General features: G+C 62.7%; 22 protein-coding genes. 12 read left to right on the forward strand and 10 right to left on the reverse strand.

Features of this window, described 5'->3' with window-relative positions; all coding sequences use genetic code 11:
* Positions 1 to 363, forward strand: a complete 363-nt coding sequence (locus KUW18_RS00440) for a hypothetical protein (RefSeq protein ID WP_222483785.1) — start codon at positions 1 to 3, stop codon at positions 361 to 363.
* 6 nt (positions 364 to 369) lie between these two features.
* Here the strand turns inward: KUW18_RS00440 and KUW18_RS00445 are convergent, their stop codons facing one another.
* Together KUW18_RS00445 and rlmKL are read right to left on the reverse strand one after the other, a co-directional pair.
* Positions 370 to 711 (reverse strand): glutaredoxin family protein, encoded by a 342-nt coding sequence (locus tag KUW18_RS00445; RefSeq protein WP_206942734.1) that lies wholly within the window; start codon positions 709 to 711, stop codon positions 370 to 372.
* A gap of 14 nt (positions 712 to 725) precedes the next feature.
* Positions 726 to 3,092, reverse strand: a complete 2,367-nt coding sequence (rlmKL, locus tag KUW18_RS00450; RefSeq protein ID WP_222560545.1) for a bifunctional 23S rRNA (guanine(2069)-N(7))-methyltransferase RlmK/23S rRNA (guanine(2445)-N(2))-methyltransferase RlmL — start codon at positions 3,090 to 3,092, stop codon at positions 726 to 728.
* A gap of 296 nt (positions 3,093 to 3,388) precedes the next feature.
* On the opposite strand from rlmKL, the gene rmf reads away from it, so the two are divergent.
* Positions 3,389 to 3,595, forward strand: coding sequence for a ribosome modulation factor (gene rmf, locus KUW18_RS00455; RefSeq protein WP_045994893.1), 207 nt, complete (start codon positions 3,389 to 3,391; stop codon positions 3,593 to 3,595).
* Positions 3,596 to 3,750: 155 nt separating this feature from the next.
* Here rmf and KUW18_RS00460 read toward each other — a convergent pair whose 3' ends face one another.
* Together KUW18_RS00460 and KUW18_RS00465 are read right to left on the reverse strand one after the other, a co-directional pair.
* A complete protein-coding gene (locus tag KUW18_RS00460) occupies positions 3,751 to 4,767 on the reverse strand; it encodes a quinone-dependent dihydroorotate dehydrogenase (protein WP_222560546.1) in 1,017 nt (338 codons plus the stop codon).
* Positions 4,768 to 4,909: 142 nt separating this feature from the next.
* Entirely contained in the window at positions 4,910 to 5,200 is a 291-nt protein-coding gene (locus tag KUW18_RS00465) for an encapsulin-associated ferritin-like protein (protein WP_206942740.1), read from the reverse strand.
* A gap of 137 nt (positions 5,201 to 5,337) precedes the next feature.
* Here KUW18_RS00465 and mgtE point away from each other — a divergent pair, with 137 nt between their 5' ends.
* Both mgtE and KUW18_RS00475 read left to right on the forward strand, forming a co-directional pair.
* The gene (mgtE, locus tag KUW18_RS00470) at positions 5,338 to 6,690 is read left to right on the forward strand and encodes a magnesium transporter (protein ID WP_206942742.1); all 1,353 of its coding nucleotides are present in this window, start codon (positions 5,338 to 5,340) and stop codon (positions 6,688 to 6,690) included.
* A 288-nt stretch (positions 6,691 to 6,978) separates the two neighbouring features.
* Positions 6,979 to 7,350, forward strand: coding sequence for a hypothetical protein (locus tag KUW18_RS00475; RefSeq protein WP_206942744.1), 372 nt, complete (start codon positions 6,979 to 6,981; stop codon positions 7,348 to 7,350).
* Between the two features lie 184 nt (positions 7,351 to 7,534).
* Here the strand turns inward: KUW18_RS00475 and KUW18_RS00480 are convergent, their stop codons facing one another.
* The 4 genes from KUW18_RS00480 to KUW18_RS00495 all read right to left on the reverse strand — a co-directional run bounded on the left by KUW18_RS00480 (position 7,535) and on the right by KUW18_RS00495 (position 15,561).
* Positions 7,535 to 12,376 carry an NAD-glutamate dehydrogenase gene (locus tag KUW18_RS00480; RefSeq protein ID WP_222560547.1) on the reverse strand — a complete coding sequence of 1,614 codons (4,842 nt, stop codon included), beginning with the start codon at positions 12,374 to 12,376 and terminating at the stop codon, positions 7,535 to 7,537.
* A gap of 180 nt (positions 12,377 to 12,556) precedes the next feature.
* The gene (gene trmA, locus KUW18_RS00485) at positions 12,557 to 13,660 is read right to left on the reverse strand and encodes a tRNA (uridine(54)-C5)-methyltransferase TrmA (RefSeq protein ID WP_222560548.1); all 1,104 of its coding nucleotides are present in this window, start codon (positions 13,658 to 13,660) and stop codon (positions 12,557 to 12,559) included.
* A gap of 337 nt (positions 13,661 to 13,997) precedes the next feature.
* Positions 13,998 to 14,774 carry a glutamate racemase gene (gene murI / locus KUW18_RS00490; RefSeq protein WP_222560549.1) on the reverse strand — a complete coding sequence of 259 codons (777 nt, stop codon included), beginning with the start codon at positions 14,772 to 14,774 and terminating at the stop codon, positions 13,998 to 14,000.
* A gap of 244 nt (positions 14,775 to 15,018) precedes the next feature.
* Entirely contained in the window at positions 15,019 to 15,561 is a 543-nt protein-coding gene (locus KUW18_RS00495) for a hemerythrin domain-containing protein (protein ID WP_206943167.1), read from the reverse strand.
* A gap of 226 nt (positions 15,562 to 15,787) precedes the next feature.
* Between KUW18_RS00495 and KUW18_RS00500 the strand changes: the two genes are divergently transcribed.
* Both KUW18_RS00500 and KUW18_RS00505 read left to right on the forward strand, forming a co-directional pair.
* Positions 15,788 to 17,140 (forward strand): replication-associated recombination protein A, encoded by a 1,353-nt coding sequence (locus KUW18_RS00500; RefSeq protein WP_222560550.1) that lies wholly within the window; start codon positions 15,788 to 15,790, stop codon positions 17,138 to 17,140.
* Positions 17,141 to 17,290: 150 nt separating this feature from the next.
* Positions 17,291 to 17,440: a hypothetical protein gene (locus KUW18_RS00505; protein ID WP_206942753.1), complete on the forward strand. Its 150-nt coding sequence runs from the start codon at positions 17,291 to 17,293 to the stop codon at positions 17,438 to 17,440.
* Positions 17,441 to 17,585: 145 nt separating this feature from the next.
* Here the strand turns inward: KUW18_RS00505 and KUW18_RS00510 are convergent, their stop codons facing one another.
* Positions 17,586 to 19,103, reverse strand: a complete 1,518-nt coding sequence (locus tag KUW18_RS00510; RefSeq protein WP_222485622.1) for an MFS transporter — start codon at positions 19,101 to 19,103, stop codon at positions 17,586 to 17,588.
* A 204-nt stretch (positions 19,104 to 19,307) separates the two neighbouring features.
* Positions 19,308 to 19,943, reverse strand: coding sequence for a class I SAM-dependent methyltransferase (locus KUW18_RS00515; RefSeq protein WP_222560551.1), 636 nt, complete (start codon positions 19,941 to 19,943; stop codon positions 19,308 to 19,310).
* Positions 19,944 to 19,984: 41 nt separating this feature from the next.
* On the opposite strand from KUW18_RS00515, the gene KUW18_RS00520 reads away from it, so the two are divergent.
* From KUW18_RS00520 to mdoH, 6 genes are all read left to right on the forward strand, one after another.
* A complete protein-coding gene (locus tag KUW18_RS00520; protein WP_206942759.1) occupies positions 19,985 to 20,389 on the forward strand; it encodes a VOC family protein in 405 nt (134 codons plus the stop codon).
* A 121-nt stretch (positions 20,390 to 20,510) separates the two neighbouring features.
* On the forward strand, positions 20,511 to 20,900 hold the full coding sequence (locus tag KUW18_RS00525) for a DUF4870 family protein (RefSeq protein WP_261395962.1): 390 nt from the start codon (positions 20,511 to 20,513) through the stop codon (positions 20,898 to 20,900).
* 2 nt (positions 20,901 to 20,902) lie between these two features.
* Positions 20,903 to 21,844 carry a lysophospholipid acyltransferase family protein gene (locus KUW18_RS00530; RefSeq protein WP_206942763.1) on the forward strand — a complete coding sequence of 314 codons (942 nt, stop codon included), beginning with the start codon at positions 20,903 to 20,905 and terminating at the stop codon, positions 21,842 to 21,844.
* Positions 21,841 to 22,197 (forward strand): hypothetical protein, encoded by a 357-nt coding sequence (locus KUW18_RS00535; protein ID WP_315900616.1) that lies wholly within the window; start codon positions 21,841 to 21,843, stop codon positions 22,195 to 22,197. The genes KUW18_RS00530 and KUW18_RS00535 overlap by 4 nt, the downstream gene beginning before the upstream one ends.
* Before the next feature lie 500 nt (positions 22,198 to 22,697).
* Complete coding sequence (locus tag KUW18_RS00540) at positions 22,698 to 24,314, forward strand: glucan biosynthesis protein (RefSeq protein ID WP_315900617.1); 1,617 nt, start codon at positions 22,698 to 22,700, stop codon at positions 24,312 to 24,314.
* Positions 24,311 to 26,233 carry a glucans biosynthesis glucosyltransferase MdoH gene (mdoH, locus tag KUW18_RS00545; protein WP_222560552.1) on the forward strand — a complete coding sequence of 641 codons (1,923 nt, stop codon included), beginning with the start codon at positions 24,311 to 24,313 and terminating at the stop codon, positions 26,231 to 26,233. The genes KUW18_RS00540 and mdoH overlap by 4 nt, the downstream gene beginning before the upstream one ends.
* The last annotated feature ends 61 nt before the right edge of the window (positions 26,234 to 26,294 follow it).

Consider the following 26,294-nt stretch of genomic DNA (forward strand, 5'->3'; position numbering starts at 1 on the left):
ATGCCGCCAGCTGACGCCTCCACCACCAGCAACGCACTGGCAGCACGTTTGCGAGCCCTGCTGGAGGCCACTGAGACCCACCAGCTACCGCTGACCTACCAGCAGGCTGCCGAGGCACTGGGGCTGATGCCACCACGGACCATTCGCCGGGTTGCCGAGGCGCTGGAAGTCACCATCCACGAAGACGTGGCAGCGGGCCGCCCCTTGCTGGCCACTCTGGTGGTCAGCCGCCAGCCCCCTCACCTGCCTGGACCCGGCTTCTTCAGCCTGGCCGTTGCCCTGGGCCGCTTTCCCGAGCATCAGGACGATCACCCGCAGGCCTACCGCCAGGAGCTAGCCGCCGTCCTGGCCAGTCGGCGCTGACCTTGGTCAGCGACCGCCGAATACCCGCCTACCCCGTACCAGCCTTGCGCCGACGACATGGTCTGCCTCACCCGCTTCAGTCTGCTGGACCAGCGCCCGCCACGCGCTGTGATCAAGCAGACCGCGAGCATCCAGCCAACGAGCCACGCTGTCGGCGTCGACACGCCCCTCCAGCACATCATCGGGGCGCGTCTCGTCGATCAATACAGGGATGCGCTCGGCAAAGCGCTCCAGCAGCGCCTCATCGTCGCTGATCTCGACGCTGTCGATGGCAATGTCCTCCACCGACAGCGTCTTGACCAGCGCTGCCATCTGCTCGCACAGGTGGCAGCCCAGCGTGGTAATCATCACCCAGCGCCCCATCACGATGCCCGATGGCGAATCAGGAAGCAGTGATGAAGGTCGGGGCGCCGGCTGAAGTCCGGATCAAACGTCTGGCGTGAGATGTCCTTGATCTCGAAACGCTGCTCCAACGCCTCATCCATCTTGAACCGGCGCTGGTTGTTGGAGAACACCAGAGTGCCCTCTGGGGCCAGTCGCGCCATCGCCAGCTCGACCAAGCGGGGATGGTCACGCTGGATATCCAGCGTGTCGTCCATCTTCTTGGAGTTCGAGAAGGTCGGCGGATCCATGAAGATCAGATCAAATTCGCCCTTGGCCGTCTCCAGCCAGCGCAGGCAGTCCTCACGCACGACCCGGTGGCGTGACGGGTCGAGACGGTTGAGCGCGAAGTTGTCCCGGGCCCACTCCAGGTAGGTGTTGGACATGTCGACACTGACACTGTCGCTGGCACCGGCTTGACCCTCCTTGCCACTGCCGAGTGCCGCCTGCACCGTCGCCGTCGCGGTATAGCAAAACAGGTTGAGGAAGCGCTTGCCCGCGGCCATTTCCCCGAGCATCCGACGTACCGGACGATGATCCAGGAACAGACCGGTATCCAGGTAGTCACGCAGGTTGACCCAGAAACTCGCCTGCCCCTCGCTCACCTGAAAACGCTGCCCGCTGCGACCTTGCTTCTCGTACTGTGACTTGCCCTGCTGGCGCTGGCGCTGCTTGACCACGACCTTGCCGGGCTCCACGCCAAGCACATCGGGTATCACGCCGAGGGCATCATAGAGCCGACGCTGAGCCTGGGAGGCATCGATCGACTTGGGCGGCGCATACTCCTGTACATGCACATGGTCACCGTAGACATCGATGGCCAGGGCGTACTCGGGCATGTCGGCATCGTACAAGCGATAGCAACCCTCACCGCTTCGCTTGAGCCACTTGCGCAGCTTCTTCTGGTTCTTCTCCAGACGGTTGGCGAACATCTGCGCGCCTGAACTACGAGCCGGCTGTGCCTGGCTGTCGGCCTCGCCTTCCTCTCGACGGGAGTCACGCTCTGCACTGGGGTGTTCTGACCCCTGCCCTGGCTGCGGCTGCGAGCCTTTAGGCTCGGCGCTGGCACTGCCCTGGGGGTTGTGCGCAGCATCGTCGAAGGATGACGCAGGCCTCGCCTCCGTCGCCTTGTCTGTCAGCCCTTCCGCTGATGCAGATACATCGCCCTCACGACGCTGGCCAATGTCGATCAGCAGCAGCTTGGCGTCCAACGGCCCATTGCGCAGCGCATACTGCTTGTGGGCTCGCATTCCCAAGCGGTGTCCCAGATCAGGGTTGCCGGTGAACAGCGCCAGCCGCCAGCCGGAAAAGTCCGCCTTGAGGCGCACACCAAGATCCGAGTACAGCCTGACCAGCTCCGGCAGCTCGCCGATTCGCTCACCATAAGGGGGGTTGCTGATCACCAGTCCAGGCAGCTCAGGGTCGAGTACCCGCGGACGTGACAGGCGCTGCACGCTGGCACCATCCAGGTGAATCAGTGCCGGAATGCCGGCTCGCATGGCGTTGGTCTTGGCGGCCGTCAGGGCGGGCGGGCTCTGGTCGAAGCCGAAGATCGACGACTGCGCACGCTTGCGCCCAAAGCTTGCTCTCGCCTGGGCCTCCCGCAGCACCTCCTGCCACAGAGCTCGGTCGTGCCCGGCCCAGCGATGGAAACCGAAACGCTCACGAGACAGGTTGGGAGCCATGTCCGCCGCCATCAGCGCCGCTTCGATCAGCAGCGTCCCTGAACCGCACATGGGGTCGATCAAGGGCGCACCCTGCTTGGCCAACTCAGGCCAGCCGGCACGCACCAGCAGGGCCGCCGCCAGGTTCTCCTTGAGCGGAGCATGGCCCGTGTCACGACGATAGCCGCGACGATGCAGACTATCGCCGGACAGGTCGATACCCAGCACCAGGCGCCCCCGGTGAAGGTGCGCATATAGACGCACGTCGGGTTGGCGAGTATCCACATCGGGGCGCGCCTGGCCCGAGGCGGTCAGGCGATCCACCACCCCATCCTTGACCGTCTGCGCACCGAAACGGGTATGGCGGATCTCCTCGCTGCGACCGTGGAAGTCCACCGCGATGGTCGCCCCGGGACGGACATGGCGCTGCCAGTCAATGGCCGCAGCCGCGTCGCGCAAGGCATCGGGAGTTTCCACCCCCTCGACGCGAGCCACGCAGAGGATGACCCGATTGGCCAGACGCGACCACAGACACGCTCGATAGGCACCCTCGAGGTCACCCTCGGCGTTGACTCCCGCCACGGTGGACTTACCAGGGGCGAGACCGAATGTCGCAAGCTCAGTGGCCAGCAACTGCTCGATGCCGCGTGGACAGGTCGCCAGAAGGTCTAACTTCTCAGGCACTTGCTTCTCCTACTGTGATGATGATCCTGCGAGTCATTTTTTGGCTAATCGTTCAATGACCGCTGGATGAACAGGTTGTTACAAAACAAACGTCGACAACGGCTCGTGGCTTACGCTATCAATGAAATGGTAGCTACGAGATACGACACATGTGATCCTGTCAACAAGCCTTCATTTCGTGCTTCTCACGCTAGAACGCACATCGCAAGGCTTGGGCATCACGGGCCCGTTCCACGCTCTTCCCCAATGTACGGCGGGAGCGGGTCGGATTGGTACCTTTGTCACGAGGTAGACCCATGAAACGACAGAAACGTGATCGCTTCCAGCGCGCCTATGTACACGGCTATAAGGCAGGCCTCTCGGGTAGATCCCGAGACGATTGCCCCAGCCAGGACATCAATCTACGGGAGTACTGGATGAGCGGTTGGCGTGAAGGTCGTGGGGACCAGTGGTCGGGCATGACAGGAGTGTCCGGCATTCACAAGAACCCCATGGTGCTCTGATAACGCTGTACTGTTGAGGTAAGGGAAAGACCCCGTAAGCCCATGGCCGTCAGTGCCATGGGCTTTTTGCTGCCACATTCTGCAGCACTTGTTTCAGCAACATCGCCACGCTTTTGCCCGCGGCCCCGCCAGACAACCTGCCTGGCGATGCTCCGCTAGCGGCTGGACGCCAGCGCCCTCGCCGTTTCACGGACCAGCGCCGGGCCACGATAGATAAAGCCGGAATAGAGCTGCACCAGATCCGCGCCAGCCTGCCGCTTGGACACCGCCGCCTGGCCGCTGTCCACACCACCGACACCGATGATGGGAAGCTGCGGCAACGCCTCGCGTAGCTGAGCGATGACGCGGTTGGACGCATCCAGCACCGGACATCCTGACAGGCCACCTTGCTCGTCGGCATGTTCAAGCCCCGCCACCGCCTCACGCGATACCGTGGTGTTGGTCGCAATGACCGCATCGATACCATTACTGGCCAGCGCGCCGGCCACCAGACGCACCTCATCCTCATCCATGTCCGGCGCAATCTTGACGGCCAGCGGCACCCGGCGGCCGCTACGCTCGTCCAGGCGTGTTCCCGCTTCTCGCAGACTGGCCAGCAGGCGGTCCAGGTGGTCACCGAACTGCAGGTTGCGCAATCCCGGCGTATTCGGGGACGAAATGTTCACTGCCACATAGTCGGCGTGATCGTGGACTCGCTCGATACAGTAGAGATAGTCGGCCTCAGCGTCTTCCACCGCCGTGGTCAGGTTCTTGCCGATATTGATGCCGATGACGCCGCGATAGCGGCTGGCCTTGACCCGCTCCACCAGATGGTCGACACCGTGGTTATTGAAGCCCATGCGATTGATGATCGCGCCGCGCTCCGGCAGCCGGAACAGCCTCGGCTTGGGGTTACCGGACTGCGCTCGCGGCGTCACGGTGCCCACTTCCACGAAACCGAAGCCCAGCGCCCCGAGCGCATCGAGGTGGTCAGCATTCTTGTCCAACCCTGCCGCCAGACCAATACGGTTGGGAAAGGTCAGCCCCATCACGGTGGTCGGGTCATCTACCGGCGCTCCCGCCATCCATCGCGTGGCCTTGACCCGCGCCGCCCAGTCCAGTGACGTAAGCGAGAGGTCATGAGCCCGTTCAGGGTCGAGGCGAAACAGCAGAGAGCGGGCGAGATCGTACATGACATCTCCGGAACGAGAAAAAGACGAGGGCGTGCGGCCGGGCGCGAGTATAGCGCAGCCACGCCTTCACGACGACGCCCTGCATCAAGGGTCATGAATTTTGCCCCAGCGAGCTTTCCTCCCCGGGGCAATCAACGCTCGTTCAATGGCCGATATCGCCGTCAGTAAACAGAAACTCGCGCAGATACTTGTCCATGACGGGATCCTTGCGACGCAGCCACTCCAGGGTCATGGCAGCGTGTTCCTTCTCCTCATCGCGGTTATGTTCGAGGATCTTGCGTAGATCATCGTCCTTGCAGGCATCTACGCGCTGGTTGTACCAGTCTACCGCCTCCAGTTCCTCCATCAGCGACACGATGGCGCGATGGTAATCACGGGTCTGAGCCGTCAGCTCTTCCACCGGCTCATGATAGCCCTCGCTCGATCCGGCCATGTGCAACTCCTTTTCTTTGCAAACAGTTGTGGTCTACTGGTGTCCTGATTCACACGTTGGTGGCAAAGGACTTCTGCCCAATCAACGTAGGACACGAACGTTGCCTTGTCAGTCAGCAACATATGCCGGGAGGGACCATGACAGAAGTGACCGAGACCTTTGAAAGCCAGCTGTCGCGCATCCACCTGGCCCTGGAAGATGAAAACTCGCAGGAAGTCTCCGATGTCCTCGAGGATCTCGAACCTGCCGAGGTAGCTCTGCTGCTTGAGTCGCTGCCGCTGAGCGAGCGCATCAAGCTGTGGGAACAGGTGCCATCAGAGGACGATGGCGAAGTACTGCTGCACGTTCACGATGAGGTCCGCAGCACCCTCATCGAGGACATGGATCCAGAAGAGATCGTGGCGGCCACCGCCTCACTGGACACCGCTGACCTGGCCGAGCTGTTCGAGGACCTGCCCAAGCAGGTGGCCGAGGACATGCTGCGTACCATGGACGAAATGCAGCGCACACGCCTGCAGGAGACGCTGTCGTTCGAGGAAGACAGCGCCGGTCGCCTGATGCGCACCGACGCCATTGGGGTGCGCTCGGACGTGACGCTGGAAACCGTACAGCGTTTCCTGCGCTGGAAGGAGTCGATTCCGGACAACACCGACAACCTGATGGTGGTGGACCGCATCGGCCACTTCGTTGGGGTCTTGCCATTGGCCCGACTGGTCTCCCACGACCAGGAAACGTCGGTGGTCGAGCTGATGGACGCCGACGTCGACGTCATCCAGGGGGATATGAAAGCCCGCGACGTCGCCACCCTGTTCCAGACCCACGACCTGACGTCGGCACCCGTGGTGGACAACGATGGGATGTTGCTCGGCCGTATCGTCATCGACGATATCGTCGACGTCATCCAGGAAAACTCCGAACAGGCGCTGATGAACATGGCCGGCCTGGATGAAGAGGAAGACCTCTTCGCCCCGGTGTTGCCCAGCGCCAAACGCCGTGCCGTGTGGCTGGGCATCAACCTGCTGACGGCTTTCCTGGCGGCGTGGGTCATCGGGCAGTTCGAAGATGCGCTGGAGAAGGTGGTCGCGCTGGCGGTGCTGATGCCCATCGTCGCCAGCATGGGCGGCATCGCCGGCAGTCAGACTCTGACACTGGCCATCCGTGGTCTGGCCCTGGGACAGATAAGCAAGACCAACAGCAACTGGCTGCTCAGAAAGGAAGTCGGCATCGCCTTGCTCAACGGCGTGGTGTGGGCGCTGGTAGTCGCCGTACTGGCGGTCCTCTGGTTCAAGAGCATGGCCATTGGCGCCATCATCGCCGCCGCCCTGGTGATCAACATGCTGGCTGCCGGCGTCTGCGGCATCGTGATTCCGCTGATTCTCAAGCGCATGAACATCGACCCGGCCCTATCGGGCTCGGTCATCCTGACCACGGTCACGGATGTCATCGGCTTCATGTCATTCCTGGGTCTGGCGACCATCTTCCTGCTCTAACCCCCATCGCCCCACCAAGCCATGGCTGGCTTGGTGGGGCACGCGGCCCCCTCTCTGCCGGTGATGGCCGGTGATGGCCGGTGATGGCCTCAGCTCTGTATCGCCCGCCGCGAATTCATGCCCAGCACCGCCTCGTTACCCGCGGCAGCCATCTGTCTCCTTTACGCGACATATAGCGTCGCAATCTCTCTACTCTTGTGCTGATTGCTGTATTCGTTAGCATGGTCATCAAGGCGCACGGATATTGCGCCGGTCTGCACTGTCCCGAACGGAAAAAGGAGAGACCGCATGATGACCAAGACCCGCTCCATGATGCTCGTGCTGGGCGCCGCTTCTCTGGTAGGCCTGGCTGGCTGTGCCAGCGATAGCGCGTCAATGGAAAAGCAGAGCACCGACTACATCGTCACCGGACTCGGCGACGATCGTCAGGAGGCGCTGGAAGAGGCCAAGGAACGCGCACTGGAGCAGTGCGAGGCCCAGGATCGTGATGAGTTCATCATTGAAGAGCAGCAAGTGCTGGGTCCCAACACCAGCGCCGAGAAGCGCGAACGCGCTGAGGCCATGGTCGAAGGCGGCACCGTCAGCGAGGACACCAACCTGGCCGCGCTGAACGACGATAGTGCCGAGTTCAAGGCGATCTGGAGCATCAGCTGCCGCTGATATCAGCATTCCAGCAACGGCCATGACTAAAGAAGGGCGCCCCGAGGGGCGCCCTTCTTGTTGTCTACCATCAGCTGTCTACCATCAGCCGTCTACCATCAGCCGTCTACCATAACGACTGCCAACAGGCAGCGGCAGTGAGGGCATCAGTGTGATGCCCTCGACGGCGCACGGGTGATGGCGGTTACACCTCGCTGTTGCTCTCTGCCAGGTCGACCAGTTCGCGCACAGCCACGGCGAACAGCGGGAAGCCGCCCTGGGCGCCACTCTCGACCTCGTTGATCAGACGACACCAGCGCTTGTGCATCGACTCATGATGCTTGAGCCACTGCTCGACACGCCCGGCGGTATCACGCGCACCGCTTTCCATGGTCAACACGCTGGCGGTCAAGGCCATCTGCTGACGCTCGATATCGTCGCGGAAGGTCTCGCGGGCCTTGGACTGCCAGCCATCCTTCACCGGCAGAGCGGTCACCTGCTGGATCATCCAGGGAAGTTCCAGGCGAGCCCCGATCTCGTAGCAGACCTCGGCCACCTTCTGCGGCTTCTCGTTGACCTGGCGCGCGGTCTGGATAATACCCAGCGCCGTGTACAGGCTATCGGTGGCGGCGACGGTCGATGCCAGGGCCTCAGGCACTCCTGCGGCGACCAGTTCATCACGACGCGCCTGCCAGGCCTCGAGGTCTTCACCGCGCAGGCGCTTGCCGATGTTCTCCTGCAGCTGAGCGATGCGCGGTGCAAAGTACTCGATGCAATCCGCGGCAGACTGGCCAGAACGGTTACGCAGGAACCAGCGTGACGCCCGGCGGATCATCCGCATCAGGTCCAGCATCATGCTGTACTGGATGTCCGTGGACACCTTGTTGTCCAGCGCCTCGATCTGTTCCCACAGCTTCGGCAACTGGAAGCTGTCTCGGGCAATCACGTAGGCACGGGCAATATCGGCACGTCCCATCCCGGTGGAGTCGATCAACCGGCGCGTGAACACGATGCCCATATGGTCGACCAGATCGTTGGCCAGCTGGGTCGCGACAATTTCACGCTTGAGGCGATGGCTGAACACCTGGTCACGGTAGCGCTCCACCAGACTCTGGGGGAAGGCCCGCGCGGCATGCTGCGCAATCACTTCGTCGTCAGGCACGTCCGAGGCGATCAAATCGCCCTTGAGGGTGCTCTTGGCGTAAGAGATCAGCACCGACAGCTCCGGCAACACCATCCCTTGATCGTTGGCGGCCCGCTCCTGAAGTTCTTCGTCGGACGGCAGGAACTCCAGCTCACGGTCGATCTGACCTGCGGCTTCGAGCTCGCTGATGAAGCGACGATAGGGACCGATGCCCTGCAGCGACAGACGCTCGGAGAGATCCAGCGCCTGGGTCTGACGATAGTTGTCGGTCAGCACCAGCTCACTGACTTCCTCGGTCATGTCCGCCAGCAGCTGATTACGCTGCTTCTCGGTCATGTCGCCGTTGGCCACCACTTCATCGATCAGGATCTTGATGTTGACCTCGTGGTCGGAACAGTTGACCCCGCCCGCGTTGTCGATGAAGTCGGTGTTGACCCGCACACCCCGAGTGGCAGCTTCCATGCGCCCACGCTGGGTCAGGCCAAGGTTACCGCCCTCGCCCACTACCTTGCAGTTGAGCTCATTGCCATTGATGCGCAGCACGTCGTTGGCCTTGTCACCGACCTCGGCATCGGTTTCGGTACTGGCCTTGACGTAGGTACCAATGCCGCCGTTCCAGATCAGGTCGACGCGGGAGCGCAGCATGGCCTGAATCAAGTCATTGGGTGCCAGCTTGTCCTCGGTAATACCGAAGGCGTCTTTCATCTGCGGCGTGATGCTGATGGACTTGGCCGCACGGGAGAAGATGCCACCGCCCTCGGAGATCAGGCTCTCGTCGTAGTCCTGCCAGCTGGAGCGAGGCAGCTCGAACAGACGCTTGCGCTCCTTGAAGCTGGACGCGGCGTCCGGCGTCGGATCGACGAAGATATGCAGATGGTTGAAGGCCCCGACCAGACGAATGGTCTCGGACAACAGCATGCCATTGCCGAACACGTCGCCCGCCATGTCGCCGATACCGACGACACTGAATTCGTCGGACTGGGTGTCGACCCCAAGACCGCGGAAGTGACGCTTGACCGACTCCCAGGCCCCCTTGGCGGTGATCCCCATCTTCTTGTGGTCATAGCCGTTGGCACCTCCGGAGGCGAAGGCATCGCCCAGCCAGTGGCCGTACTCCAGGGAAATCTCGTTGGCGATATCAGAGAAGGTTGCCGTGCCCTTGTCCGCCGCCACGACCAGGTAGGGGTCGGCGTCATCATGGCGCACCACGTTCTGGGGCGGCACCACCTCGCCGCCGACCAGGTTGTCGGTCACGTCCAGCAAGGCGCGAATGAAGGTCTGATAGCAGGCAATGCCTTCCTTCTGCACCGTTTCACGATCGGCCCCCTCGGGCATGCGCTTGCAGACAAAGCCGCCCTTGGCACCGACCGGCACGATCACCGAGTTCTTGACCTGCTGCGCCTTGACCAGCCCCAGCACTTCGGTGCGGAAGTCCTCGTGGCGATCGGACCAGCGCAGGCCGCCGCGGGCCACCTTGCCACCGCGCAGGTGGACCCCTTCGACCCTGGGAGAACACACGAAGATCTCGAACATCGGGCGCGGCTTGGGCATGCCCGTCACCTTGGACGGCTCCAGCTTGAAGGCCAGGTAATCCTTGAAGCCGCCCTCGCCGGTCTTCTGGTAATAGTTGGTGCGTAGCGTCGCCATGATCAGCTCTACATAGCGGCGCAGCAGACGATCGTCATTGAGGCTGGCCACATCGTCGAGCAGGGTGTTGATGCGCTCGACGCAGGCCTCGACCTCGCCTTCGTCAGGACGATCCTCTGGGTCAAAGCGCAGTTCGAACAGGGTCACCAGCTCGCGGGTGATGTGCGGATGCGCGACCAGCGTATTGGCGATGAAATTCTGAGAGATGCCGAAGCGAATCTGCTTGAGGTAGCGCGCATAGGAGCGCAGCATCGCGACCTCGCGCCAATCCAGATTGGCACCAATGATCAAGCGGTTGAAGCGATCATTGTCCGCCTCACCGGCCCAGATACGCTGGAAAGCCTCGACAAACGGCTTGCGCATCTCCTGCAGATTGACCTCGGTGGCCGTGTGATGCTCCAGATCGAAGTCATGGATCCAGTAGCTCGCATCCACGGCTTCGACCTCGTAGGGTCGCTCACCGATCACTCGCAGGCCAAGGTTTTCCATCATCGGCAGCACGTCAGACAGCGGAATCTGGCTGCCCTTGTGGAACAGCTTGAGATTGACGCCGCTGCCCTCTTCTTCGATCAGCCGATACAGCGACAGTGCCAGCGGCTTGCCGTTGTCGAGCTCGCCGATGTGCTGCAGGTCATAGACCGCGGTGCGGGCGCTGAAATCGTCCTGGTAACCCGCCTGGAAAGCGTCACGGAAGCGGGCCAGCAGATGATTGGCCTGTTCCTCGCCGTATCCATCGATGGCCGCATTGAGCAGATCATCACGCCAGTTGCGAGCCAGTCGGGCCAGCTTCTCTTCGAGCGCCTTGATGTCGTAGTCGCTTGGCGCCTCTCCGTTAAAGCGCAGGATGAACTGGATACGTGCCAGCACCGACTCGGACAGGTACGTATTGAAGTCACCGAAGGTAGCGTCGAGTTCCTCGCACAGCACCCGCTGCAGCCGCAGTCGCAGCTCGGTGGAGAACACATCACGAGGCACAAACACCAGGCAGGAGTAGAACTGGCCGAAGCGATCCTCGCGAATGAACAGACGCACGCGGCGACGCTCGCGGATGTCGAGAATGCCCAGTGCCGTCTGCGCCAGCTCGTCGGTGTCGATCTGGAACAGGTCATCGCGCGGATAGACCTCCAGAATCTGCGTCAGCTGCTTGCCGTTATGGCCCTTGGGGTTGAAGCCGGCAATGTCCATGACCGCCTTGAGCTTACGCCGAAGGATCGGAATGTGACGCGGAGAGTCGTTGTACACCCCGGAAGTGAACAGGCCAAGGAAGCGGCGCTCGCCGATCACGTTACCCTGGTCGTCGTAGCGATCGATGGTGACGTAGTCCGGGTAGGTCGGACGGTGCACCCGCGCATGAAATGCGCTCTTGGCAAAGGACAGCAGCTGCGGAACCAGAACGTAACGATCCCCCTCGACCCCCTGGTCGGTGCGGATACGCTGGCGATACTGCGCCTCGGACAGGCGGAACAGTCCTAGTTCGCTGCCGTCCACTTGATTGAGACTCTGCCCCCCATTGGACCCATCGACGCTGAATTCGTCATAGCCCAGGAAGGTAAAGTTGTCTTCCAGCATCCACTCCAGGAAGGCCACCGCCTCGGCGTGGTCGTCCTTGTTCACCGGTCCGGGGCAGCAGGTGTTCAGCTCATCGATGGCTTCGCGGATGCGCGCACGCATCGGCTCGAAATCCGCCACGGCAGTGCGGACTTCCTGCAAGACTTCCTGCAGGCTCTGCTCGATGGCGGCCAGCTCGGCGGGATCGGAGTGGCGGTCGACCTCGATGGCGATCAGCGACTCGCGCTGCTCCGGTGCGTCCTTGTCACGCGGAGACGCCAGGCGCACCACCCGGTGCTGCTCGTCCCGGGCCACCGACAGCACCGAGTTGTGGATCGCATGCACCGTCATGCCACGGCGATTCAGCTCGATACGCACGGAATCCACCAGAAACGGCATGTCCTCATGCAACACGGCCACGAAGGTGTGGGTCGATTGCCAGCCGTGCTCCTCGAAGTCAGGGTTCATCACCTTGACCTTGGGCGAGGCAGGATCAAACTGCTGCAGAAAGTGCCATACCGAGAGAGTGGCGCCGTAGAGATCGTCCAGGCGACGCTCAGTCAGATCTTCCAGCGGAATCGTGGAGTAGAAGTGACGAGCGAAGTTACTCACCTGGCCGGCCTTGTCCTGATCGAGTCGCCCCTCGAGCCTTTCCTCGAGCTGCTTCAGCAGATCTTCGCGACTGTCATCCTGTGCGACGTGTAACATCCTCACCTCGGTTGGCGGCGGCCACTTCACTGTGGCCAGTTGAACGGTTATGACGAGCGTAGTGCATGGTCGCCAAGCTTACGGCAATCCCTTCCTCTCCCCCATCCAGATGCCCGCCTTCTCATGGAGCATGACGGTTGCGCATCGGTCTTGACAGCGGCCTCAGCTTGCGCCTTGGTGCTAGCGGCGCTCCAGCAGTACGCCACATTCACAATGATGGGTGAAAGGAAACTGGTCAAACAGAGCAAACCTCACCACATCATGGGTCTGGGTCAGCTGTTCAAGATTGTCGGCCAGGGTGTCAGGGTTGCAGGAAATATAGACGATACGCTGATACTCGCTCAGCTGTGCGCAGCTGTCGGCGTCCAGGCCGGCCCGCGGGGGATCGACCAGCACTGTCGAGAAGTCATAGCCGTCCAGGGCCATTTCGTCGACACGTCGTCCGCCCTTGTCCCCTTTCAGCGCAGCCGAGAAATCCTCGGCAGACATCCGGGCGACGACGGCGTTGGTCACCTGGTTGGCCTCCAGATTGACCTTGGCACTGGCCACTGATGTGCGCGAAATCTCGGTGGCGAGGACCCGACGGAAGTTCTCGGCCAGCGCGATGGTGAAGTTGCCATTGCCGCAATAGAGCTCTACCAGGTCACTGTGCTGGCTCCCGGCGGTGACATCGCGGGCCCAGCTCAGCATGGCGGAGCAGATCTGTGCATTGGGCTGGGTGAAGCTGTTTTCGACCTGCTGGTAGTGCAGGGTACGGCCATCCACCTCCAGACGCTCCCACACGTGATCGCGCGTCAGCACAATACGCTGCTTGCGCGATCGGCCGATGATCATCACTCCAAGCGCCTGCTCCAGCGCGCGCGCATCCGCCTCCCAGTCGTCCTCCAGCGGGCGGTGGTAGATCAGGCTGACCAAGGTTTCCCCCGCCAGCGTCGAGAGAAACTCGACCTGAAACAGCTTGCGTCGCATCACCGGGTTGTCGCGTATGGCATCCAGCAGGGCTGGCATCAGGGCGTTGATCCGCTCGCTGGCCACGGCGAACTGATCCATACGCACCAGCGCCTTGTCAGAAGGATCGTCGGGATTGACCTCGAACATCACATAGTAGAGATCATCCCCTTCGTGCCACACCCTGAACTCGCAGCGTTGGCGATAGTGGCTCGGCGGTGACGAATAGACCTCGAGGGCCGGCGGCGAGAAGCGGGCAAACTGAGCTTCCAGGCGCTCGCGCTTGGCGTCTAGCTGTTCGGTATAGCGTTCAGGGTCAACAACAGGTATGGCCACAATGACTCCGCAACAAACATTGGATAGTAGAGAAACCAGAGAAAAACAGGGTAGACAGACAGCGTCGGCAGCAAGCGCTGTCAGCAAGAACCGTCATAACGAGCTGTCATAAAGCGCTGTCATAAAGAGCTGTCATAAAGAACTGCCAGAACGAGCAGCGACCAAGGCGACATCAAGACGGCATCAGGGCGACATCAGGGGGACATCAAGATGACATAGGATGTCCGGCTCAGCTTTATCCGACCCAGCGCAACCCGGCCCAGCGCTGCCGGACCCGGCCAGGCCTGCTGGGCAGCCTCAAGGCTGGCACGCACAGGCTCCACCTCAGGCAGACGCTTTACACCGTCGGCAGCTGGCGAACCGCGTCGAAACCAAAGCGCGACAGCCCAGGCTCCAGCGCCGGCGACGATGCGGTCAGCCAGGCGCACTGCGCTCCCTGGCGCGCATCAGGTTGCTGCATCACTTGAACCGTGCGCCGGGCAATGGCGTCCCCCGAGTCGATCCAGGTGATGGCTCGCGGCATGACCTCGTCCAGCCAAGGCAACAGCAGGGGAAAATGAGTACAGCCGAGCACGACCGTATCCACCAGCGGATCGTCGATCAGCGGCGCCAGGGCGTGACGCACCACCTCAATATCCACCGCTCGCCCTGCCAGCTGGTGCTCAGCCTGGGTCACCAGCGCATCAGCGGCGACCTTCTTTACCCGACAATGAGGGGCGTAGCTATCGATCAGTCGCTGCGTGTACGGCCTTGATACCGTCGCACTGGTGGCCAACAACGCCAGACAGCCGCTGCGTGATGTCAAAGCGGCAGGCTTGATGGCGGGTACGGTACCCACCACGGGCAGCGCAAGCCGTTCACGAAGCTCGTTGAGCGCCAGCGTGCTGGCGGTATTGCAGGCCACCACCAGGGTATCTGCAGAGGTCGCGTCGACGGCGGCAGCACACACCGCAACGATACGCTGGACCAGCCAGTCATCAGGGCGGATGCCATAGGGCATCATGGCGTTGTCACAGCAATACGCCATTGCTGTCTCGGGCAGGTGCTGGCGCAGCGACCGAACCACCGACAGCCCGCCAACCCCTGAGTCGAAAACCAGTACAGGACCCGCCATCAGTCCCCCACGCCATCAACGATCACACGAAGGCTCATCCTCGGCGACGATGGGCCCTTGGTACGGCGACGAAGAAGATATTGAACGGGAGCAGACACAGGATATGGCGCCATGATCATCATGGCGCCATTCTACCCGAGAGGATGCAGCGGAGTCAGCAGCCGCGCGAGTCAAGCGCCACCGCCGTTACCGCCATTTACCCTGGAGTGACGTGTCAGATGGAAGGTTGCGGGCGCACCGACTGTCAGGCCGGCATGGGTTCTTCCCTGAGCTCTGCGTAGAGTTCAGGGTAGGCCCCCTGCAGCCTCTCGAGCTCAGAGGTGGCGTGTTCCGGCAAGGCATGCGCCAGCCGTTCGAGGTCCTCGTCAGAGAAGTGCTCGCTGATCAGCGGAAACAGCTCTTCTCGCTCCTGGCGCAGGTAGGTCCGGTGGCTGTCGAGGTAGTCGCGCAGGTCGCTGGAGAACTGGTCCATGGGAACAGCGACGTCCATCAGAATCATGTCGATGTCGCGAGACAGGCGGGAGAGCCTTGCCTTGAGCTTGCGGTAGTCTCCGGAGAGGCGCTCGGCGATGTCTTCGCTGGCGGGCGCCACCTCCCTGAGGCGATCGGTGCAGATCTGTTCCAGCGGCAGCGTGAAGCCTGCCATGTAGTCGAGAATGTAATCGACCACCTCCCTGACAAGCTGGAAATTGGGCCGCTCTCCCTGAGCGAGGGTCTTTTGCTTGAGTTGCAGGACGTGCAGTATGCGCGCCATGTTGGCGTGATCCCGTCGCAGTTGCTTTAGCATGGGCATGACGGAAACCTCCTGTGGTCAGCGTGAGCTGAAGGCACCCTAGCTTAGACTGGCCTTCTCGGATCAGGTTCCGGATCGATCACACACCGGAATGTATCACCCTAGACGCATAATCACGTTTCTGCCCGACGAATTCCACCACATAAGTAATGAACGATTTCTTACAATCCGCCTAAGCATTAACCTCTGGCGCATTTTTCCATTTGAGCAGGAGTCGGCGATGGACATGTTTCAACAGGCCCACCAGGAAGACGCAGCGCCGCTGGCCTGGCGCATGCGCCCGAGAACCCTCGACGACTACCTGGGACAGCCATCGCTGGTGGGCCCGGGCAAGCCTCTGCGACGCATGGTGGAAGCCGGACAAATTCGCTCGATGATCCTGTGGGGCCCCCCGGGAGTCGGCAAGACCACCCTGGCAGACATCCTGGCCCACGCCTCCCAGTCACGCCTGGAACACCTGTCTGCGGTGATGGCTGGGGTCAAGGACATTCGCGAGGTCGTCGAGCGGGCCCGGGCGGCCCAGGGACAAGGCCAGACCACGGTGCTGTTTCTGGATGAGATTCACCGCCTCAACAAGAGCCAGCAGGATGCCTTGCTGCCCCACGTGGAGTCAGGCCTGCTGACGCTGATTGGCGCCACCACGGAGAATCCGTCCTTCGAGGTCAATTCGGCGCTGCTGTCCAGAGCGCGAGTCCATGTGCTCAAGGCCCTGGATGACGACGCCCTGATCCAGGTGATGCGCCGAGCGCTGAGCGATACACAGCGAGGCCTTGGCCAGCGCAATATCCAGGTCGACGATGAGGTACTGGCCACCCTGGCCAGGGCCGCCGCGGGCGACGCACGCCGCGCCCTAGGCCTGCTCGAGACCGCCTGCGATTTCACCGTTCCCTTCAGCGCGCCCCAGGGCCCGGGAGAACGGCTTGAGGCCGGGGTGCTCGACGACGTTATCGGCCACACGGCGAGCGCCTTCGACAAGCAGGGAGATGCCTACTATGACCTGTTGTCGGCCATCCACAAGTCCGTGCGATCTTCCCGTCCAGATGCTGCCCTGCTGTACATGGCGAGGTTCATTCAGGGCGGTGGTGACCCTCTTGATGTGGTGCGCAGACTGGCCGCGATTGCCTCGGAGGACGTCGGCAATGCCGATCCGCGCTGCCTGCCCCTGGTGATGTCGGCGTGGGACGCCTATCTGCGCCTGGGAGACTACGAGGGACAGCGCGCTATCGCCCATGCCGCGATCCACCTGGCGGTGGCGCCCAAGAGCAACGCCATCGACCAGGCCTGGAAAAAGGCGCAGGCATTCGTCGCGTCACAACCACGCCTGGAGGTGCCCACCTACCTGCGTAACGCACCGACCAAACTGATGGCGTCCCTCGGCCATGGCGACGGCTACCGCTATGCCCACAATGAACCCAACGGATACCCAGCGGGTAGCCAGCACGACTGCTGGCCGGAGGAGCTACCCGTTCAGGCGTTCTATCAGCCGTCTGACTACGGCCAGGAAGAGCGCTTCAAGCGCATCATGGATTGGCGTGCACAGCTGGACAGGACAGCCGACGGGAACAGCGACTGATCACCCATCACCCGCCGCAGGGGCGCTGTGGCGGGCCCTGTCCGCCCTGTTAGCGTTGCAGCACAGGGCGCAACGTCAAGGATAGGTCCCTCGCGACGACTACCTCCCATGCCAGGGCCCACGATGGGCCTTGTCCCCGGAGGAACGCCCATGACTACCACCCCTGTTCAGCAAGCTCGCAAGATTCTGGTCCGCAACGCCCGCCACCCCAACCACCACGACCTGCTGCTCGCCTATGCGCGCCAGCAGGCCACGCCGGCAGTGCGGCGCGCCCTGTTCAAGCTGCTGTTCGAGCAATGACCACCCCCGCGCCGTCTCTCCCCCCGGCGTGTTTCACCCCCGCCGTGTTTCACCCCCGCCGTCTTTCACCCCCGCGGTCTTTCAGATAGCTGAGTGGGAAACGAAGGGCGGCGGATGACACCCACGCTAGCGCAGGCGCCGAACGTCAGGTGCCGCTGGCCTTGCCGCAGGCAGAGTCTGACGCCGTTGGATGGCCGGTGGACGGATCGCTGGACGTTGCTTCCGGCCCCGTCGTGTCCTTGACCGCTTCGGACTCGTGCTCATCGACGGCCTCGGTGGCCTCGTGATGATGCAGCACCCCATCGTGGAAGCCGGCGTCGTCAAAGTAGGCCACGTACTGTCCCTCTTCGACCGGGGGCCCGACGATAGGCTCGGCTACATCCACGTCAGGCACCACGTCTGACAAGTCTTCCATGTGCTCGTGCTCCTTGGCGCCTTGCACCCACTCGTCGGTGACCACCAGCTCCGCGCCCACCGAGGACAGCGGGGTGGCCGCAGAGAACGGCACCACAGGCACCGGAGCAGGACGCACCAGACGACGCCAGGCGAAGAACAGCACCAGGGCAGCTCCCAAGGCACCAAAGGACATGAACAGCGCCGTGTCGCCAAGCGCAGCCATGACCGGACTGATCAGAGGCGGACTCACCGACGAGCCCAGCGCGCTGATCAGCAGCAGTCCCTGGCTCATCGGCACCAGGGCACCGGCCGGGGCGCGGTCAGCTGAGTGACCGACGGACACCGGATACAGCGAGAACACCCCACCCCCGAGCAGGAACAGCAGCGCCGCAAGCCCCCAGGAAGGCAACGGCACCAACAGCACCGTCAGTGAGATCGCCAGACAGAAGATCCCGATAAGAATCAGCACGGTCTGCCGGTCATGACGATCAGACCAGCGTCCGACCGGGTACTGAAGCAACATGGCGCCCAGCACCGTGACCGCCATCAGCTGGCCAACATCCGCGACGCCAAAACCGTTGCGCTGAAGGTATAGCGGCAGCAGCGAATAGACGGCAGCGGCCAGCATGCCAGAGCCAAACGCCCCCACGACCCCTGTCGGCGTCAACACCATCAGCCGGAACGGCGATAGGGGTTCGATCTTGTCCAGAAGCGGGGTCACGCGGGGAATCATCGCCATCGGCAGCACCGACAGTGAAGCCAGCGCCCCCACCACCATGAACGGTGCGGTGTCCCCCAGGTTCTGGGTCACGCCAAGCAACAGCTGCCCGAGCACGCCAGAGCCGTAAAGCGCGATCATGTAGAGCGCCAGCAGGCGACCGCGAACCTGGGAGTCACCGGACGCCAGCAGCCAGCTTTCGATGACCAGGAAGACCCCCACCGTGGCCCAGCCACCGATCAGACGTAAGCCGAACCAGGCCACCGGGTCCAGCATCAAGCCTTGCAGCAGCACGGTCACGGCGACCAACGAGGCAAAGCTGCCGTAAGCGCGGATATGGCCAATGGCCAGCAGCAGGCGATCGTTGAACAGCGCCCCCAGCCCAAGGCCAATGAAATAGGCGGCAGATACCCAGCCGACCACGACCGGGGATTCCCCGGCAGCATCGAGCCGCAGGGTAATCAGCGACGACAGAAAACCATTGCCGATACCAAGGATGAACAGCCCTAGAACAGGGGGCAGAGCCATGGCCAGAAGCTGAGGAGACATGACAGGTCTGGGCTCCAGCGATGCGGACGACGCGGACGACGACGGCGGGTGAGTGATGGCATATCGAGTCCGTCCGTCGCGGTGCGTTATTGACGACTCTTGGGCGGCGAATATACCCCCGTTTGTCCGTCTGTCAACGGCTTTCGAGCCGCTTTTGCAGAGCTCCTGCAACGCCTTGTTGACAAAGCACAAATTACAGCCACGTCAGCGCGCTGGCCGCTGCAGCAACGCGACATCCGAGCCCACCAGTTCCAGCGTGACGCCCAGCCGCTTGGCCAACCAGCGAAAGCTCGCGTCACTGAAGAACACCACATGGGTAGGGTCGCGGATATAGTGCCAGCCGGCAAAGTCATCCGGTGTGCGCTTGGTCATCAACCCCAGCCAGCCACCGGGACGCAGGCGTTGCACCAGACTGGCCAGTACCTCACCGGGGGCGTACAGATGTTCAGCCACCTCGGTGGCCGTGATGAAGTCGTACTCCGCCTCTGCCCACTGCGGGAAGGGGTGGTAGTAGGGATCGTGAATCCGCATCGAAAAGCCGGCCTCTTCGAACATTAGTGACAGCGTGGGGCCAGGGCCAGCGCCAAAATCCAGCCCACTTGCCCCGGCAGGCAATCGTTCGCTCAAGGGACCGAACAGCCGTCCCAGGAAACGCCGATAGCCGGGATCGTCGGGGCGGTTGTCGTGCTGGTCGTAGATCGCTTTTTCCGCGGCTGGCGCCAGACGCTGAGCCGACGGCACGGCAATCAGGTCACAGCGCGGACAGCGGAAGTAGTCGCGCTGTCCGTCCCAATGAAAATGCTGGGTCGTCGGGTTTGTGCATAGCGGACAGCTCGGCATCGTCGTATTCTCTGAGGCTTGATTCACTTGTGGAGAAAGGCATGCTGTCAGGTCTTGATCACCTGGTCATCACCGTGACCGATATTTCCCGCGCCGTTGACTTCTACACGCGCGTGCTTGGACTCGATGTCCGCTACCGAGACCGTGAACGTGTCGACCTGATGCTGGGCGAGCTGGCCTTGCGTCTGCACTGGACCGCGACCGACGTCCACCCGCGCGCCGCCACACCGACGCCCGGCAGCCTCGATATCTGTTTCAAGAGCCAGCTGCCCCTTGCTGACGTCCAGCAACACCTGGAGGCACTGTCGGTCGATATCGAGCTCGGTCCGGTGACTCGTCAGGGCGCCACCGGCAAGATCGAGTCGCTCTACCTGAGAGACCCCGACGGCAACCTGCTGGAGATCTGCCGCCCACTGCGAGAACCCCAGGAGCACGGTGAGGTCTAGAGCGGGATGAGGCCGAGGAACGAGTAAGATCCAGCGACGAATCTCCCCCGTTCATCATGGCATTGCGGCACAGGCTGGGTATCATAGCGAAGCCGTTTTACATGCACAGAAAGGAACACGGATGAGCCAGCGCGACCTCGAGCCCCAGTCTCCCCACGTCACGCCCCCCGAGCCGGAGGGCTTTGGCGCCGACACCACCATCGCCATGGTCGGCTACGCCTTGCTGCTGGCCAACCTGGTCACCGGCTTCACCGCCGTGATCGGCGTGGTCATCGCCTATGTGTACAAGGGCAAGGGCCCCGCCTGGCTGGACCAGCATTATCGCTACCAGATCCGCACCTTCTGGATCGGACTGGTCTATGCGGTCGTCGCCTCCCTGCTGACCTTCGTCCTGATCGGGCTGCCGTTGCTGCTGGCGCTGGCGGTATGGTTGATCGTCCGCTGTGTGAAGGGTTTCAAGGCCCTGCAGGAAAAGCGTGCCCCGGACAACCTGGAAAGCTGGCTGATCTGATCATGCAACTCCCCTGGCAACAACGTCTGCAGGCCTTTGCCGTCGCTCGCCTGTGGACCCTCCTGTCGCACTGCTCACCCGCCTCACTGTGGCGGCTGAGCCGCGTTCTCGTCAGCCTGGCGTACCCCTTGCTCAAGCGCGAACGCGCGGTCACTCGGCTGAATCTGGAGGTTGTCTACCCCGACGCCAGCCCGCAGCAGCGGGAGTCGCTGGCTCGCGACAGCCTCACGCACTCGACCGCCACCATGCTCGAGCTCGGCTTCTCCTGGCAAGGCGACCCGCAGCGCGTGGCTGACAGCATCGTCGAGGTGCATGGCCGGGCCTTGCTGGATGACGCCCGCGCCGAAGGCAAGGGGGTCATCATCCTGGCGCCTCACTTTGGCAACTGGGAAGTGCTCAACTTCTGGCTGTCCAGCCACTTTCCCTTCACCGCTATGTACGAGCCGCCCAAGCTGGCACCCTTGGATCCCATCATCCGTGCGGGGCGTGAGCGCTGCGGCGCCAGCCTTGTGCCGACCAATCCAAGAGGGGTCGCCGCCCTGCTCAAGGCGCTGAAGCGCTGCGAGGCCGTCGGCATCCTGCCAGACCAGGAGCCCAGCTGGGGCAGCGGTGTCTTTGCTCCCTTCTTCGGACGCCCGGCCTATACCGCCACCCTGCTGCCAAAGCTGGTGGGACGCACCGAAGCACGGGTGGTGACAGGCGTCGCCCTGCGCCTACCCGGGCGAGGGTTTGCCCTGCACTTCCTGGCCGCCGACGAGCGAGTCTACGATGCCGACGAGACGACCTCCTGTACCGGTGTCAATGCCAGCATCGAAGAGGTCATCGCGCTCGAACCCGCCCAGTACCAATGGGAGTACAAGCGCTTCACCAAGACCCTGGAAGAGCAGCGCGGCGATCCCGACTTCCGCCGCCACCGGCTTTACAGTTCGAGGAACATGAAGTGACGCGTCCTCAGGACTCGATCTCCCGCGACACCCATGTAGGGCACGCCTTGTACGTGATGTACCTGGCGGGCCTGGTCACCGGGTTCCTGACCCTGCTGATCGCGCTGATCGTGGCCTACGTGTATCGCAAGGACGCCCCGCCGTGGCTTCGGGCCCACTATCACTACCTGATTCGAACCTTCTGGATCGGCCTGGTGTATGCGGCCGCCGCGGCGGTGCTGACGGTTCTGGTCATCGGCCTGGCCTTGCCACCACTGCTGGTCAGTGCCTGGTTCGTGATTCGCTGCATCATCGGCTGGCGCGCGCTACACCGGCGGCTGCCGCCGCCTCGGGTAGACAGCTGGCTGTGGTAGCCATCTGCCGCAGCCGAGCCGACACTCGCCAACGCGGGCGCCCCTGCTGCCTCGCACCTTACCCGCCGGATCAGTCCCTTCCCCTACACCTTCTCTCCTGCCGTTGCCCCTGCGGCATGTATCCGTAGGGATACATTTCTTCGCAATTTTGTCGCCAGAAGACGACACGGAACCTCACTTTCCACCTCCTCTCAAAGGCAGGTAGAACCCATCTATTGCATCTTTACCATCAGACAATAGGCTAGAGTGTGAAGAGCATGGATAGCCGTTTCAGCACAAATATGGGCAAAGTGAGACACGCGACCTGCTGGCTGACCGTCTCTCGACCATCGCCGCAACGGCAGTCGCGGCGATGGTCACGTATCACGGCGATCCGCGGCTGACCGTGATGGCTCCGCGATAGCCGTGACAGGTCCCGACGGCCACTGCCCAACGTCCCACTGGTTCCGCCTGACAGAGCACTGGCAGTTCGGTGCCATCAGGCCGCAAGGAGAGCGAACGTGAACACCCGAGTCATCTGCGGACGGTCGACACCGCCCACTGCCTACCCAGCCGATTCAGCCCGCGTCAGTGGACGCGGCTGCCTCCACTGGAAGGCCGCTGCATCATGGGCACTGGCCGGCATGTTGGTCAGCGCACCCGCGCTGGCGGTGGATGCCGACAGCCTTTTCGAACAGGTGACCGATCAGGCGAGAACCCTGGCCGAAGCGCCCTACGAAGCGCCAGAAAGTACACTGCCTGACGCCGTGGCCGAGATGGGCTACGACCGCTACCGGCAGATTCGCTACCGCGATGAACAGGCGCTTTGGCGCGATCACGGCAACTTTAAGGTGGAGCTGTTCCATCCCGGCTTTCTCTATGACCAGCCGGTCGATATCCATCTCCTCGAAGATGGCGAAGTGCGCACCCTGCCCTTCGAGCAGCAGCGCTTTCGCTACGACGACGATGCTGCTGAGCTGGCCGAACTGGATCTCAGCGACCAGGGCTATGCCGGCTTCCGTCTGCATTACCCGCTCAACCGAGCGGATGTCGACGACGAGTTTGCCGTCTTCCTTGGCGCTTCCTACTTCCGCCTGGTGGGCAGAAACCAGGGCTACGGGCTCTCCGCAAGAGGCTTGGCGATCGATACAGCCATGCCCCAGGGCGAAGAGTTCCCCTCCTTCCGCGAGTTCTGGCTGGTCCAGCCTGAGGCTGACGCCAACCGTATGACGGTTCTGGCGCTGCTGGACAGCCCGTCGCTGGCCGGGGCCTACCGCTTCGAGATTGCGCCAGGCAAGAACACTGTCGTCGACACCGAAGCGCGACTGTTCGCCCGCAACGATGTCGAAAAGCTCGGGGTCGCCCCTCTGACCAGTATGTTCCTGCATGGCGAAATGGATCGGCAGGAAGAAGATGACTATCGCATCCGCGTGCATGACTCCAGCGGGCTACTGATGGCCACCAGTTCTGGCGAGTGGACCTGGCGCGTGCTCGATAATCCCGCAGACCTGCAGATCTCTGGCTTGCAGGATACCTCTCCCAGGGGCTTCGGCCTGGTCCAGCGTCCGCGCCACTTCGATGCCTATCTGGACATGGAAGCCCGCTACGAGCGCCGCCCAAGTCAGTGGGTACAGCCCGCTGGCGACTGGGGAGAAGGCCACGTGGAATTGATCGAAATTCCGACCGACAGCGAGGCCCACGACAATATCACGGCCTACTGGGTCCCCTCCTCGCCCCTCAAGGCGGGAGAGTCACGCACCTATCGGTATCAGACCTGGACCTTCGCTGACACCCCCATGGAGGAACCCCTGGCGCGGGTCGTCAGGTCACGCCAGGGCTGGGGTGGCATTCCCGGTCAGAGCAATCCCCCCGACGAACAGCTCAGGCAGTTCATCATCGACTTCCGCGGCGGCGAGCTCGAGGGTCTCGATGCGAGCCAGCCGGTCAGCGTGCACCTGACCACGTCCAGTGGCGAAACGACGGAAGCCAAGGTGACAGCACTGCCCGATGGAGACACCTGGCGGGCCAGCTTCAAGCTGCTGCCTGATGGCGATACGCCGGCAGACCTGCGCCTGACCTTGATGCTGCGCGACCAGCGCCTGAGCGAAACCTGGAACAGCATCTGGAGTCCCCGATGAACGAGCATACCCCGGAAGTCCCCTGGCCCCGATGGCGCAGAACGCTGGTCGGCATGGCCATTGCCGCCACCACCGCGCTGGGTGTCTGGACCATGTTCAAGATCCTGTATGTCGAGGGCATCACTCCCCTGGAAATGGCCATCCTGGGACTGTTTGCGATTACCTTCGGTTGGATCACCATGGCCTTCTGGAGCGCCGTGATCGGGTTTGTGCTTCACCTCACTGGGCGTGACCCCTTGAGCCTCAAGCGGCGTGGCGCCGGGGCGATGAGGCCCGCCGGCTCTCGCTCTCGCACCGCCTTGGTCATGCCGATCCACAACGAGGACGTGGCCCGGGTAGCGGCTGGGCTCGAGACGACCTGCATGGACCTTGGCGAGCTGCCGGAGGGCATCGACGTCGAGGCCTTCGTGCTCAGCGATAGCACCGACGACGCCGTCGTGGCGGAAGAAAAGGCCGCCATGGCAGCGCTGCAGCAGCGACTCGAGGGCCACTGCCGGCTGCACTATCGCCACCGGGACAGCAACGCAGGGCGCAAGGCAGGCAACTTGAGCGACTTCTGCACCCGCTGGGGCAGCCACTACGACTATATGCTGGTGGTCGACGCCGACAGCCTGATGAGCGGGACCACGGTGGTCGAGCTCATCGACGAGATGATGGCCAATCCTCGGCTGGGGCTACTGCAGACGGTGCCCATTCCCGTGCGCCAGCAAAGTCTGTTCGGGCGCTGCAATCAATTCGCTGCCGCGCTCTACTCGCCCATGCTGGCGGCAGGGCTGAGCTTCTGGCACGCCACCGCAGCCAACTATTTTGGCCACAATGCCATCATTCGGGTGGACGCGTTCACCGACGCCTGTGGCCTTCCCGAGCTCCCCGGCAAGCCGCCCCTGGGTGGCGATATCCTCAGTCATGACTTTGTCGAGGCAGCGCTGTTGCGCCGGGCCGGCTGGCAGGTGCGCATGCGCACCGACCTGGGCGGCAGCTATGAGGAAATGCCCAGCCACATTCTCGACTATGCCAAGCGTGATCGACGTTGGGTACAGGGCAACCTGCAGCATCTGCGCCTGCTGAATGGCCATGGCCTGCATGTGCTGAGCCGTCTGCACTTCTTCTTCGGCGCGCTGGCCTACCTGTCGTCGCTGGTGTGGCTGGCGATCCTGGTCATCAGTACCATCGATGCGCTGATCAGGGCGCTCGTTCCCACGAACTTCTTCACCGCCAGCTCGCAGTTGTTCCCTGACTGGCCCATCGCTCCGCCCAACCTGATCATTCCCTTGTTGATCGGCACCTTGGGCATGCTGCTGATGCCCAAGGTGCTGGGACTGATACTTGGTCTCATGCGGGATCCAGAGGGCTACGGGGGACGCCCAAAACTGGTCTTGAGCATGCTGGTGGAGACCCTGTTCGCCATGCTGATCGCACCGCTGATGATGGTCTTCCACAGCCGTTTCGTGATCCAGGTGCTGACCGGTCGTACCGTTGCCTGGGACCCGCTATCCCGAGAGGGGCGGGCACTGCCCTGGCGGGAAGCCTTCCGCCATACCTGGCTGTGGTCGCTGATTGGTGCGGTGTGGGCTCTTGTCACCTGGGCCTACACTCCGAGCTTCTTTCTCTGGCTGACGCCCGTCTGGCTCGGCCTGGTGCTGGCGGCTCCGCTGGTGCGCTGGAGCTCCAGCCTGACCATCGGCCGCCGCCTGGCCCGCGCCGGGCTTCTGCTGGTACCCAGTGAGACACGCCCCCCCAGGGTCGTCGCCGATCTACACATCGAGAGTCAGCTACCCTCGTCGGGCGCGCCAACCGCTCCCCCCAGCGAGCGTCCCCGAGACATGCCTGTGCAGTCCTTCCGGCGCCCCCATCAATCGGCTGAGGTGCACAGCGACCCTGGCCACCCGATCGACACCCCCACGCCAGATCGTCGCTGATCCATCATCAGCCATCATCAGCGTCGTTGCAGGACGCCGCGGCCATGCCCCTCATGGCCGC

This window comes from Halomonas sp. DP5Y7-2, assembly GCF_019802025.1.
In the GTDB taxonomy this organism is placed as follows: domain Bacteria; phylum Pseudomonadota; class Gammaproteobacteria; order Pseudomonadales; family Halomonadaceae; genus Halomonas; species Halomonas litopenaei_A.